At 49.6% G+C, this 12044-nt stretch carries 12 protein-coding genes; 8 read left to right on the top strand and 4 right to left on the bottom strand.

Annotation, left to right across the window (positions count from 1 at the left end; all coding sequences use genetic code 11):
• Positions 1 to 206 precede the first annotated feature (206 nt).
• The gene (locus G548_RS0113165) at positions 207 to 593 is read left to right on the top strand and encodes a DoxX family protein (RefSeq protein WP_022794622.1); all 387 of its coding nucleotides are present in this window, start codon (positions 207 to 209) and stop codon (positions 591 to 593) included.
• A gap of 47 nt (positions 594 to 640) precedes the next feature.
• Here the strand turns inward: G548_RS0113165 and G548_RS19265 are convergent, their stop codons facing one another.
• Together G548_RS19265 and G548_RS0113155 are read right to left on the bottom strand one after the other, a co-directional pair.
• Positions 641 to 1687, bottom strand: coding sequence for an SEC-C metal-binding domain-containing protein (locus G548_RS19265; protein ID WP_022794621.1), 1047 nt, complete (start codon positions 1685 to 1687; stop codon positions 641 to 643).
• Between the two features lie 163 nt (positions 1688 to 1850).
• Entirely contained in the window at positions 1851 to 2813 is a 963-nt protein-coding gene (locus tag G548_RS0113155) for an L-lactate dehydrogenase (protein WP_022794620.1), read from the bottom strand.
• A 182-nt stretch (positions 2814 to 2995) separates the two neighbouring features.
• Here G548_RS0113155 and G548_RS0113150 point away from each other — a divergent pair, with 182 nt between their 5' ends.
• The 3 genes from G548_RS0113150 to G548_RS0113140 all read left to right on the top strand — a co-directional run bounded on the left by G548_RS0113150 (position 2996) and on the right by G548_RS0113140 (position 5595).
• On the top strand, positions 2996 to 3178 hold the full coding sequence (locus tag G548_RS0113150) for a hypothetical protein (RefSeq protein ID WP_022794619.1): 183 nt from the start codon (positions 2996 to 2998) through the stop codon (positions 3176 to 3178).
• A 64-nt stretch (positions 3179 to 3242) separates the two neighbouring features.
• Positions 3243 to 4679: an NAD(P)H-binding protein gene (locus tag G548_RS18195; protein WP_022794618.1), complete on the top strand. Its 1437-nt coding sequence runs from the start codon at positions 3243 to 3245 to the stop codon at positions 4677 to 4679.
• Positions 4680 to 4761: 82 nt separating this feature from the next.
• Complete coding sequence (locus G548_RS0113140) at positions 4762 to 5595, top strand: STAS domain-containing protein (RefSeq protein WP_022794617.1); 834 nt, start codon at positions 4762 to 4764, stop codon at positions 5593 to 5595.
• Between the two features lie 66 nt (positions 5596 to 5661).
• On the opposite strand, the gene G548_RS0113135 is transcribed toward G548_RS0113140, so the two are convergent.
• Positions 5662 to 5901 (bottom strand): hypothetical protein, encoded by a 240-nt coding sequence (locus G548_RS0113135; RefSeq protein WP_022794616.1) that lies wholly within the window; start codon positions 5899 to 5901, stop codon positions 5662 to 5664.
• A 75-nt stretch (positions 5902 to 5976) separates the two neighbouring features.
• Positions 5977 to 6960 carry an aldo/keto reductase gene (locus G548_RS0113130; protein WP_022794615.1) on the bottom strand — a complete coding sequence of 328 codons (984 nt, stop codon included), beginning with the start codon at positions 6958 to 6960 and terminating at the stop codon, positions 5977 to 5979.
• A 140-nt stretch (positions 6961 to 7100) separates the two neighbouring features.
• Between G548_RS0113130 and G548_RS0113125 the strand changes: the two genes are divergently transcribed.
• The 4 genes from G548_RS0113125 (at position 7101) to G548_RS0113110 (ending at position 12020) form a co-directional block, all read left to right on the top strand.
• Positions 7101 to 8087, top strand: a complete 987-nt coding sequence (locus G548_RS0113125; protein WP_022794614.1) for a cyclodeaminase — start codon at positions 7101 to 7103, stop codon at positions 8085 to 8087.
• 125 nt (positions 8088 to 8212) lie between these two features.
• Entirely contained in the window at positions 8213 to 9202 is a 990-nt protein-coding gene (locus G548_RS0113120; protein WP_022794613.1) for a substrate-binding domain-containing protein, read from the top strand.
• Positions 9199 to 10647 carry a sensor histidine kinase gene (locus G548_RS0113115; protein WP_022794612.1) on the top strand — a complete coding sequence of 483 codons (1449 nt, stop codon included), beginning with the start codon at positions 9199 to 9201 and terminating at the stop codon, positions 10645 to 10647. Before G548_RS0113120 ends, G548_RS0113115 begins: the two co-directional genes overlap by 4 nt.
• A complete protein-coding gene (locus G548_RS0113110; protein ID WP_022794611.1) occupies positions 10644 to 12020 on the top strand; it encodes a response regulator in 1377 nt (458 codons plus the stop codon). The genes G548_RS0113115 and G548_RS0113110 overlap by 4 nt, the downstream gene beginning before the upstream one ends.
• Positions 12021 to 12044: the final 24 nt, after the last annotated feature.

Here is a 12044-nt window from a genome sequence, read left to right as displayed (position 1 = left end):
CTCGGTCGTATATCCTCGATAAGGCATAAAAATGCTCCCCTCTAAGCAAAACAGATGATTTATTTCATCTGTCTACTTAAAGGGGAGCATATCAGGCCGCTGCGGCCTCTTTTTTTTATAGGCAGAAATCATGTATCTTATTATAGTGCCTTTTCAAACCTGCAGGCTTTCGGCATACTGGTGAAAAAGAAAGAGGAGGAATTCATATGAAAAATATGGAAGCCGGCCTGCTGATTCTCCGGGTCGTGACGGGTGTGATATTTTTAGCCCACGGGGCTGATAAATTATTGAACGGGATGGGCGCTTCAGCTGCGTCGTTTGGCAGCATGGGCATGCCGGACGGCACTGCTTACGCCGTAGCGGTTATCGAAGCAGCGGGAGGACTCTTACTTATTCTCGGTGTACTGACGCGTGTGATTGCCGGCCTGTTTGCGCTCATTATGCTTGGAGCGATTATAACAGTCAAATGGCAGCAGGGGCTGATTGGAGGCTTCGAGCTCGACCTTATACTGATGGCCGCTTCCATCCATCTCGCGCTTACCGGAAGCCGTATGCTTGCCTTGAAAAAACGAAAAAAGAAGCGTTCTTTCTGAAACAGTAAACGGCCTGCGGGGCATCAATCCCCGCAGGCCGTTAGTATTTATGCATTTTCATTTGACGTATAAGGCTCCATCTTTTTCCACTGCGTACGAATAGTAGAGGAGGCCACCCCGTAGCGTTGGGCTACTTCTTTTTGGGTGCCGCCGCCGACCGCATATTCCAGAGCTGCTGCCTGGGCTTCGGGTTTTCGGATCACAGGGTTTTCCTGTTCGCAAAAGCGGGCCCACAGCTCTGCGGCTGTAGATACTGCTTCTTTGGACAGCTGATCGGAGCTTTCGAGCGCCTCCACTACTTTCTGCTGGTCGTCATTCAGGCTCGAAGCGGACGCTGCAGCATCCTCGGTTGTTTCGGCTGCAGCATCTGAATTTATTTCAGAAGAGACGGAGGTGTTATCTGCTTCCTGGTATTTTTCCTGAAGATCGTCCTTCAGTGTGCGAAGCACGTCCGGCAGGTGATGCGTGATCCAGCCGGCTTTATCCGCTTCGTTATCCGGAACAGAGCCGGTAACACTTTTAATAACGTCATCGGCGAAATCCGGATGAAATGGAAGCAGGCCGAGCATTGGATACCATTTGTCCTCCACGGGAACTAAAAAGGCGAGAAACACAATGTTTTCCTGCAGGTCCCGGAAAAAGGAAAGTGGCTCAATGTGGTGAACCTCCTCGCTCAGCAGGTCAGTGACTTCATACCAGTCGTCGGTCATTTTATTCAGGCGGAACAGTGACAGGTTATGTCCGGTCCAGTTGGAATAAAGCCGCTGAAGCCGCGGATGCTGATTGTTCTGCTCTAACTGCTGGTGAATGTTCATCCACTTCCGGCGTTCATTGCCGTGCAGTAAAAAGTCGGCAAGCGCCAGGTTCTGGACAAATTTATGCCAGGCGTAAGGGAAATAGTTCGGCCGGTAGACGCGGCGGTAATAATGGCTGAAATCCTTCCGGCTGTCTTTGTTTGCAGCGGCTGCAAGGTCCAGCTGTATGTTGGTTACTTCTTCAGTCGTATAAGCTGGCTGGTTGGCGGGATCGCCACAGCATTTTTTGTATTTTTTACCGCTGCCGCAAGGACACGGATCGTTACGTGAAATACTCATACATTCAGGCTCCTTCTCACTAGTATGTTGCTATTCCTTCAAATTCTAACATACATTGCCCCAAAATGGGGAATCCCTGCGCTTCAAGGCAGATGGAGCCGTGAAAAAACCCTTCGCAGTGGAAGGGCTCTTCAGGACTGTGTTTGTATAATTAGTGGCTCGTTTAATTAGCCGCCTGCCCGTTCGCATTTTCCCATACGGTCCGGAGTGTCTCTGCGCTGTGGCGGAAGCTTTCGGTCTCTTCTTCGTCGAGCGGCAGTTCGATCACTTCCCGGATACCTTCGCGGTTAATCACAGCCGGGACGCCGATGCACAGATTTTCTTCCCCGTACTGGCCTTCAAGGTGAGCACTGACGGTCAGGACACTGTTTTCATTTTTGAGAATCGCATTTGTAATACGGGTGAGCCCCATCGCGATACCATAGCTGGTGGCGCCTTTGCGCTCAATGATTTCATAGGCAGCCCCGCGTACATCTTTAATCATGCCTTTCATTTCCTCTACATTTTTACCTTCTTTTTCATCCGCCAGCTCCACGGCGTTTCGGCCGCCGACGTTTGCCTGGCTCCAGACAGCAAGCGACGTGTCACCGTGTTCGCCAATAATATAGGCATGGGCGTTCTGGGCGGCAGTGTCGAAATAGTCACTCAGCATAAACCGGAGACGGGCGGTATCAAGGATTGTGCCGCTTCCAATGACCCTTTCTCTCGGAAGCCCGCTGAACTGCTGGGTGGCATACGTAAGAATATCTACAGGATTGGTAGCGATAAGGAATATTCCGTCAAAGCCATTATCCATCACCTGGCCGACGATATTTTTAAATATAGCTGTATTTTTCCCTACAAGATCGAGACGGCTCTCCCCGGGTTTTTGGTTGGCGCCAGCAGTGATGCAGACAATATCGGCATCCCGGCAGTCTTCATAGGTGCCAAACCATGTTTTCGTAGGATGCGGGGCAAAGGCTTTGCCGTGATTCAGGTCCATCACGTCCCCTTCGGCCTTGCGTTCATCCAGATCGATGATCACGAGCTCCTCGACGACGCCCTGATTAATTAACGAAAATGCATATCCGCTGCCGACAGCCCCGGCTCCAACAACAACAACCCGGTGGACGTGATTTCTTTTCATATATAAAATCCCCTTTCAAATATGAATCATGTGAATGATTGAGCAATCTTTATCTATTTACATTGTGCAACATTTCACAATTAAATGCAAGCGAGGAAAATATATAGTTGTGACCAAATGATGAACTTAAGTATTGGGGGGAATTTGAAACGGGAAAGGAGCAGAAGAGGAGGGATGACTCAATGGAAAACGTGTTAAAATATGCGCTCCCGACGGCGTTGACGTGGGCAGTGATTGGTCTTCTCGCCGGCCTGAATCTCGACAGAGGCTGGCTGTGGGTGCTTGCTTTCGTAGTTTTTGGATTTCTCGTCAGCTTTGTTACAGTAATAATTGCGCAATGGATTATTTCTAAAATAAATATGTAATTAGCCCCGGAGAAATTAGGGAATGGTGTTTGTAAGGTTTAAAAGCGAGAAGGAGCGTGGGAGAATGGAAGAGACAGACAGCCGGCGGCCGGTCATAGCAATTACCGGCGCAAGCGGATACATTGGACGAAACCTGATGACGGAGCTGAAAAAGCATGCGGATATTATTGCTCTATCAAGAAACATAGAGACAAAAGAAAACGAAGAGCATGTAACGTGGCGTTCGTGTGACTTATTTTCATTAAAAGACGCAGAACAGGCACTCGAAGGCGCAGATTACGCTCTATACTTAGTTCATTCGATGATGCCGACGTCCAAATTAACCCAGGGACGCTTTGAGGATATGGACGTCATCCTGGCGGATAATTTTGCACGTGCTGCCGAGCAGAAGCAGGTGAAGCAGATCGTCTATTTGAGCGGCATTATTCCTGAAGCTGACCGTCTCTCCCGCCATTTAAGCAGCCGGCTCGAGGTGGAAAACATTCTGAAATCATACCGGACGCCGGTAACTGCTATACGTGCAGGCTTAATTGTCGGCCCGCAGGGTTCCTCATTCCCTATTCTCGCAAAGCTGGTGAAGCGGCTGCCGGTCATGATTCTGCCGAAATGGACGCAGACAAAGACTCATCCGATCGCTCTTGCTGACGTATTAAACAGTCTGCAGAAGAGCATCGGGGAAGAATCGCTCTACAATCGTTCCATCGATGTCGGAGGGCCGGATGTAATGACCTACCGGAAAATGATGGGGATTACTTCAAAGGTCATGGGGAAAAAAAGGTATGCAGTCACTGTGCCGTTTTTCACCGTGCGTCTTTCAAGGCTGTGGGTAAGTGTGACGACAGGAACGCCGAAAAGCCTGGTTTATCCGCTTATTGAAAGCCTGATTCACCCAATGGTCGCTGATCCCGCCAAAAGTGTGAAGGGCATTAGTGATGGGAAAATTTCATTTCAGGAGGCAGCGGAAAACTCCTTGAAAGAAAGCAGGAAGGAGCAGTCCTCCATTCTGGCGCGGCTGAAGCCGGCACCTGTGGAGCGAAATGTCCGATCGGTTCAGCGCGTGACCATTCCAAATGGAAGAGATGCAGATTGGGCCGCCCGTTATTATATCAAGTGGCTCCCGAAGCTGCTGAGGCCGTTCGTTAAGGTGGAGACCACCGACCGCTACCAGTACGGCCTGCGGCCTGCCTTTATGAAAAGAACGTTTCTTGAGCTTTCCTACTCCAAAGAGCGCAGTGAAGAAGACCGCGCGCTGTACTATATTACCGGAGGGCTGCTTGCCCAGGTAAATGAAGGAGAGCGGGGCCGGCTGGAATTTCGCAAAATTCCTCATACGAATCAGTGTATTGTGGCGGTGCATGATTATGTTCCGGCTATGCCGTGGTATTTCTATCAGTATACCCAGGCCTTTATTCACCTCTGGATCATGAACCGCTTTAAGAAACATCTGGAAAAAGATCAGTGGACGCTAAGAAGTTCCCTCCAGCTTCAGCCGGAGTCATAATATTCCTTGTTTAGCTTTAACTTTTTTAAGGAAGATGGAAGTGGGTAGAAGCATTATGTAAACAGAAGGGAGACGGTGCCGTATGAGCACCAACCAGTTGCTCCGTGACTATTTTGTCAATCATGCAGCAGAAATGGCGAATACATGGTACGAAACGTTAGAGGAATCAGACAGAGAATCTGCTTACGCAACGATGGATCCAAAAGAAGTCGAGGAGCTGAAGTCTCAGACGTACGAGTTTCATTTATACTTTTCAAGCATTTTTATCGAAGACCGGAAAACGTGGGAGAATGCCTTTGAAGTATGGCTAGACGGTATTATAAGTGATCCCAAGTACTTCCGGACGAAGGATGCACGGGTGGTCCGGGAAATGATGAGGTACCGGGAGCAGTACACAGCTTATCTGAAGCGTTTTTATGCTGAAGAGCACGCAGAGCTTTCGACCAATATGAAAGAACAGCTGCGGGAGCTCGTAACAAACGGCATGGATCAGATTATTCTTTCGTACGTGGAAAAATCCAACCGGCTGCTACTGCAGAAACTGGAAGCTAAGGAAAGCATTATTAATGAATTGAGTGCTCCGATTATTTCACTGAATAAATCCTCCGCCCTTCTTCCGTTGATAGGTGAAATTGATGAAGAGCGGGCGGCGGTAATACTCGAGCATTCGCTCGAGGCATGCTCGAAAAAGCAGGTATCTGAATTGTTTATCGATCTTTCCGGCGTAGCCGGCATTGATACCCACGTCGCCCATCAGATTTTCGGACTGATCCGCTCGTTAAAGCTGATCGGCGTGCAGCCTGTCCTGGCAGGGATGCGCCCCGAAATCGCTCAGACCTCTGTCAATCTTGGCATCAGATTTCAGGACGTGCCGATCGCCTCCTCGCTTGCCCAGGCAATGGATCAAAAGCATTAAAAAAGCCGGCTCCCTAATAAAGGATGCCGGCTTTTCTTTCGTCTTTAATACAGAAGCATTCTGCTTTTAGACTTTTTCTACAACGTACGTTGGTTTTTCAACGAATTCTTTTCCGCCGAGTTCTTTCGAATGATCGAAATAGCCGCCGAATTTATAGACGACTTTGTACTCGCGGTCAGGTTCTGTAAACAATTGATTTTCGTTGTTGGAAATAACCGTGACATGATTGTTTTCTACAAAGCTGTCAATTTCACTCGCTTTATAGTTCGTGCCTGCGGTCAGTTCGGAAACGGATTGGCTTCCCATATATAATCGCTCCTTTGCTTTATAATTTGTCCACTAGTACAGTTTCCCGGGATGAAACGGTATTAATCATACGATTTAATAGCCGCCCCGGATATTTGGTTCCACATCCTCTAAATAAAACTTCGTCAGCTTCTCCTGCTCTTCCTTGGAGAAGGAAGGCACGCTGACTGCTTCGAGGCTGTCGGACACCTGTTTTTCATTCCGGAATCCTGGTATGACGCAGGTAACATCGTCGTTATCAAGAATCCAGCGCAGCGCCGCCTGCGCCATCGTTCCCCGTTCTTCTTTAATCCACTGGAGCGAGGTGCTGAGCTCCACGCCTTTTTGAAAAGGAAGGCCCGCGAATGTTTCTCCGACATTAAAGGCTTCTCCGTCCCGGTTGAAATTGCGGTGGTCATCTTCAGCGAATGTTGTTTCTTTTGTATATTTCCCCGTCAAAAGTCCGCTTGCGAGCGGTACGCGGGTCAGGATGCCGACGCCCTGCTTTTTGGCCTGTGGAAACAGTCGTTCTGCCGGCTTTTGGCGGAAGATATTGTAGATTACCTGAAGTGCCTTAACATTCGGATAATGAAGGCATTCCAGACCTTCCTCCACGGTCTCTACGCTGACTCCGTAATGCCGGATTTTTCCCTGTGCCTGCAGGTCATCAAGAACCTGGAACACCGAGCCGTCTTTTAAAATATCGATCGGCGGGCAGTGAATCTGATAAAGATCCAGGCGTTCGCGTCCGAGACGCTTCAGCGTAGCATCCAGATAAGACGTTACACTTTCTTTCGAATAAGTATTTGGGTCATTGATATCGCCGCCGCGCGCAAATTTGCTGGCTACGTGAATCTTGTCTTCTTTTCCCTTTGTCGCTTTTCCGATTAACTCTTCGCTGTGGCCGTCACCGTAGACATCAGCTGTGTCGAAAAAATTCACGCCCGCGTCCATGGCAGCCTCAAGGCCCCTGAGCGCTTCGTTATCGTTTGTTGCTCCCCACGCGCCGCCAATGGCCCACGTGCCAAAGCTCAGTTCACTTACTTCCAATTCGGTATTTCCCAACTGACGATATTTCACACCGTCCACCTGCCTTTTAATCAAAGTATGGTAGGCTATTCCCGTTCTGTAAATATTTAAGCGTTCTCATGATTAATGGTTTTGATTTAGGGAAATGTTTCCTATAATAAAAGCAACTCACTTAAAAGGAGGCGGAGTCCTTGTATTTATTTAAAGAAAAATCGATCAGAAATACGATTGATGTTAATCAGCAGGCGCTTTCCCTCATTGAAGACGGTTTTCGGCGCCTTCAGGCAGGAGAAGTAACCATGCCTCCTGTGCTCAGCATGCCCATTGCCGACAAAAATGGGGAGATGGATGCAAAAACGGCCTACGTCAAAGGCATGGATCAGTTTGCCCTGAAAATTTCGACCGGTTTTTTCGATAACCCGGACAAAGGGCTTCCGAGCCTCAGCGGCATGATGCTTTTATTTCATTCAGATACCGGCTTCCCGGCAGCAGTGCTGCAGGATAACGGATACCTGACCGATGTGCGCACAGGAATTGCCGGAGCTGCGGCAGCCAAGTATCTGGCTAAAGACGGGGCAAGGATTGCCGGTATTGTCGGCACCGGTACGCAGGCGCGCTTTCAGCTGCGGGCGCTGAAAATGGTGCGGCCGTCGATTGAAAAAGTGTATGTGTATGGACGAAAAAAAGAACGGATCGAGGCGTACCAGCGTGAAATGGAGCATGAGCTTGGTGTTACCACGGAGGCTGCCGACCTTGAAACGGTCGTACGAAACTGCGACGTACTCGTCACGACGACCCCAGCGACAGAGCCGTTCATTAAAAAAGAATGGTTGCATCCGGGGCTTCATATTACAGCGATGGGCTCAGATGCTTCGGAAAAGAATGAAATCGAGCCGGACGTACTCGGAGCAGTGGATATTCTTGCATGCGATGCCGCCTCGCAGGTGTTTTCCATCGGAGAACACCGGACGGCTAAAGAAGCAGGAATCATCGATGAAAGCAGCACCGTGGAAATTGGGGCCATTATCAGTGGAGATGCCCCCGGGCGGGAAACGATGGAACAGGTAACTCTCTGTGACCTGACAGGCACCGGGGTGCAGGATACAGCCATTGCAGTCTACACGTACGATCAGCTTAAGGCCTCGGGAGAAGGGCTCGAAATAACAGAGGACGAATAATTAGAGGGCGCCGGTTCAATACTCCGGCGTCTTTTTTATGCTCTTTCCAGCGGAAGAGGGTGGCGATTTCTGGGAAAAGTTATATAATTGTTTGTAAACGGTTTCATTTAAAGGGGGATGCGGTTGTGGGTGAACGGCGGAAGCGTTGGATGTTTGCTGTTTTCTTTATCGGCTGTCTGGCCAGTTTGGCAGCAACCGTTTATTTTGGCACGAAGGCTTTTTACGTGGAGCCGGTCAATTCAGAGGAAAACGAAACGTATCAGACGAGAGTGGCGCTCGTTATGGAGGAAGCAGGTAACCCTTACTGGGAACAGATTAAAGAGGGAGCCGTCGAAGCAGGGGAAGAAGCGGGCATCTACGTGGAAACGTACGGTCCGTCCAAAGCGAATAAAAATGAGCAGCTTGAAACGATGAATCGGATGATTGAGAGCAATGTGGACGCTATTATTACCCAGGGCATCGACGATCCTGTTTTTCAGGAGCTGGTGCAAAAAGCGCTCGAAAAGGGTGTGCCGGTCATCACGGTGGACAGTGATGTGCCGGAGAGCGGGCGGCGGGCCTATATAGGGACGGACAATTACGAAGCCGGGGTTTTGGCAGGTGAAGAGCTGCTTCAACATACAGAAGGGATACAGCATGTCGGCATTGTTTCGGGAAGTGCGGAGACGGTCAACCAGCAGGAGAGAGTGGAAGGCTTTCGGAATACTGTGGAAGCAAGCGGTCGTGTGGAAATTAAGGATATCGGATATTCCGGAATATCCGAGATTGGAGCCGCCCAGGCCACCTACAGCTTATTGAAGGAGGAGCCCGACATCACAGCGTTGTACGGCACAAGTGCTTTGGATGCTGTCGGCATAGCCCAGGGGATCGAAGAGATTGAAGGGGCCGGGGACCTGTATGTGATAGGGTTTGATACGCTTCCCGAAACAGTACAGCTGCTTGAAGAGGGAACAATTGATGCAACGGTCCGTCAGCACCCCGTACAGATGGGGGAGCAGGCGGTCTATGACGTGGCCCGTCTGAATCAACAGAAGCACGTACCGGCAATTCAGCATACAGACACGGTTATTTGGAGATCTTCTGAAGCTGCCCGGGAAGGGGGCGCGGAGCAGTGATACATTCTATTCGTTCGAAAATGATGTTTTTTTCTTTCGCGTTCATCCTGTTGTTTAACGCTGTAGCGATCGGTATTTACTGGAGTTCAGAGCGAATCACCAATGAATACAGTTCGAGCTTTGACCGCTTTGTGCTATTGAATTCCATTTCCCGGCAGGCCGAAGAATGGACAGCGGCGACGCAGCAGATCGCGACCAACCCTTCACAGGAAACGTGGGCCGCTTATTATCAGGCATCCCGGGAAATGAAGGCGCTGACAGAAGAGCTCGGTAATGAAGAAAGCCAGCCGGGATCGGTCGAAATGCAGAGCTACATGCAGCTGCTTGATTCACTGGAACAAAACAGTGAAACCACTGCCGGGTTTGTGCTGCAGGGAGATATTGAAAAATACGGAAGCAATCTCGCAGAAACCGAGCAGTCGAATGCATATATACAGGAAAGTACGCTGACGCTTATCGATCAGTCCCTGACAGAATATCAGCAGCTGTATGCCCAGCTGCAGGAGCGAAACACCTCATTTCGCTATTTTATTATATGCCTGTTTACGACATCGTTGTTGATTGCCGCTTTTATCGCATTCAAGTTTTCTTCAAGCATTACAAAGCCGGTCGGCGAATTATCCCAGGCAGCAGGAGAAGTATCGCGCGGCCATTTTCAGGGAGAGCCGCTCCGCATTCGTTCCGGAGATGAATTGGAGCTTCTCGGTCGTACATTCAACCGTATGCGGACAGATATTCACACCTACGTCGGCGAAATGGAAAAAAAGGCAGAAATGGATCAGCTGATGAAGCAGCTGGAGCTGAAGCATCTGCAGAACCAAATTAATCCACACTTTTTATTTAATACCCTGAACACGATCTCAAAAATGGCTTATTTGGAAGACGCGGAGGAAACGTCGGAATTGATCGAGTCTGTTTCTTCGCTGCTGCGCTACAGCTTAGGAAATATCGACAAAGAAGTAACACTCCGGGACGAACTGGATGTGATCCGGAGCTACTTTCACATTCAGGAAACAAGGTTCCAAAACCGCTTGTCTACACATATTGAAATCGAAACGGACGAGCTCGATGTGCCTATCCCGAGACTGACGCTGCAGCCGGTAATCGAGAATGCCTTTATTCACGGGGTGGAAGGGATGGAGGAAAACGCCGAAGTACGTGTGCAGGTGCGTCTGGAGGACGGACAGATTGTCGTCCGGGTGATGGATAACGGTAAAGGAATGAATGAACACGAGCGCCAGCAGCTTCTTGGTGCGGGTAAAGAGCAAAAAGCGCATATTGGCCATTCCACTGGTCTTGGCATGCAGAACGTCCGCAGACGTCTGGAATTGTTTTTTCAGGCCGGCGAGCTCGTGGATGTGGAATCTGTGCCGGCGCGGGGCACAACGGTGAAGCTTTGTATGCCGGTCAAAGAATGGCAGAAAGCAGGGGGGCGGGCAGGATGATACGACTGTTGATGGCAGAGGATGAATGGCTTGAACGTAAAGCGATGAAAAAACTGATCGCGGCGCATTTACCGGAAATTACAGTAATCGGAGAGGCAGAGAACGGGCACGAGGCAGTGGAGCTGGCTATCGAAAGCAGGCCGGACATTATGCTGATGGATATTAAAATGCCCGGATGTAACGGCCTTGAAGCCATACAGCGCATTCAGCAGACAGTTTCCGGCATCCACTTTATTATGGTCACCGCCTACGATTCCTTCGACTATGCCCGGGAGGCGCTCGGGCTGGGCGTAAAGGAGTATTTGTTAAAGCCGGGCAAAAAAGAAGAGACCATTCAGACACTCATGCGCGTGCAGACAGCGTTAAACCGAAGCAGACAGGAACAGAAGCAATACAGCCGCAGAATGCAAAAGCTCCTTTTCCAAAGTGTCTGTCACGGGGAACCGTATGAAAACCATGCAGATCTTCTTACTGAAGCAGTGCCGGATGCCTCCTGCGGCTTTGCAGCAGTCATGCGCGAGGAGGAAACGCCGGAGGACATAGAAGAAAGAATGGCGCATTGGACAACTGATGCTTTTCTTACAGACCGTCAGCCGGGCGGCTGGTTTCGTGCTTTTTTCTTTCATGCAGGCAAAAGCAGAGGCTCTGAAGAGATCGAGCGCCTGCGCCGCCGGATGCATTTTGAGCTTGGGGAAAAAGCGGCAATTGGAATTTCTGATAAAGAATATGACATGAAACAGCTGTTTCAGGCTTATGTGGAAGCATTGTCCGGTCTTGAAAAGGATCGGTACGCGCTGCCCGAACAGAGCAGCCAGTGGGTCTCCTCTATTGTGAATGCGCTGCGGACCGGGGAAGAAAAAGCCGCTGTCTATTATTGGAGCGAATGGTGGAAGACCAGTCCCCAAAAATCATCGAGGAGGCACCTGTGGCTTCAGCTTGAAGAACTGGTCAAGGAAATGGGCGGCACACTCGAAGAAGATATGCCGTCGGATGCTGCGGAATGGAAGCGGCTTCTTCATATTGTAGGGGCGTACAGAGGAGTTCATTTTCGGGAGCATCACCAGATTGAAAAAGTGAAGGCCTACGTAAAGGAGCATTATGCCAAAGCACTCCAGCTCGAGGACATGGCGGGATATGTGCAGTGGAGCTCTGCATATTTTTCCCATCAGTTTAAAGAAGTAACCGGGGTATCATTTGTTGATTACGTCACGCGTGTGCGGATGCAGGAAGCAAAACGGATGCTTCAGGACCGCGAACGACCTTTAAAGGAAATCAGTATCAGCATCGGGTACAAAGACCCGAACTATTTCAGCCGTGTCTTTAAAAAACAGGTGGGATGCTCTCCGAAACAATACCAGCAAGGTAAAAAGTAATAGGATAAAGTAACCTAAAAATAA

This window comes from Marinococcus halotolerans DSM 16375, from assembly GCF_000420725.1.
GTDB lineage: Bacteria > Bacillota > Bacilli > Bacillales > Marinococcaceae > Marinococcus > Marinococcus halotolerans.
This window is presented reverse-complemented; position numbering and strand designations above follow the sequence as displayed.

Excerpts from the sequence above, each read along its gene's own strand:
- G548_RS0113165 (WP_022794622.1), top strand. The coding sequence starts at position 207 with ATGAAAAATATGGAAGCCGGCCTGCTGATTCTCCGGGTCGTGACGGGT.
- G548_RS19265 (WP_022794621.1), bottom strand. The coding sequence starts at position 1,687 with ATGAGTATTTCACGTAACGATCCGTGTCCTTGCGGCAGCGGTAAAAAA.
- G548_RS0113155 (WP_022794620.1), bottom strand. The coding sequence starts at position 2,813 with ATGAAAAGAAATCACGTCCACCGGGTTGTTGTTGTTGGAGCCGGGGCT.
- G548_RS0113150 (WP_022794619.1), top strand. The coding sequence starts at position 2,996 with ATGGAAAACGTGTTAAAATATGCGCTCCCGACGGCGTTGACGTGGGCA.
- G548_RS18195 (WP_022794618.1), top strand. The coding sequence starts at position 3,243 with ATGGAAGAGACAGACAGCCGGCGGCCGGTCATAGCAATTACCGGCGCA.
- G548_RS0113140 (WP_022794617.1), top strand. The coding sequence starts at position 4,762 with ATGAGCACCAACCAGTTGCTCCGTGACTATTTTGTCAATCATGCAGCA.
- G548_RS0113135 (WP_022794616.1), bottom strand. The coding sequence starts at position 5,901 with ATGGGAAGCCAATCCGTTTCCGAACTGACCGCAGGCACGAACTATAAA.
- G548_RS0113110 (WP_022794611.1), top strand. The coding sequence starts at position 10,644 with ATGATACGACTGTTGATGGCAGAGGATGAATGGCTTGAACGTAAAGCG.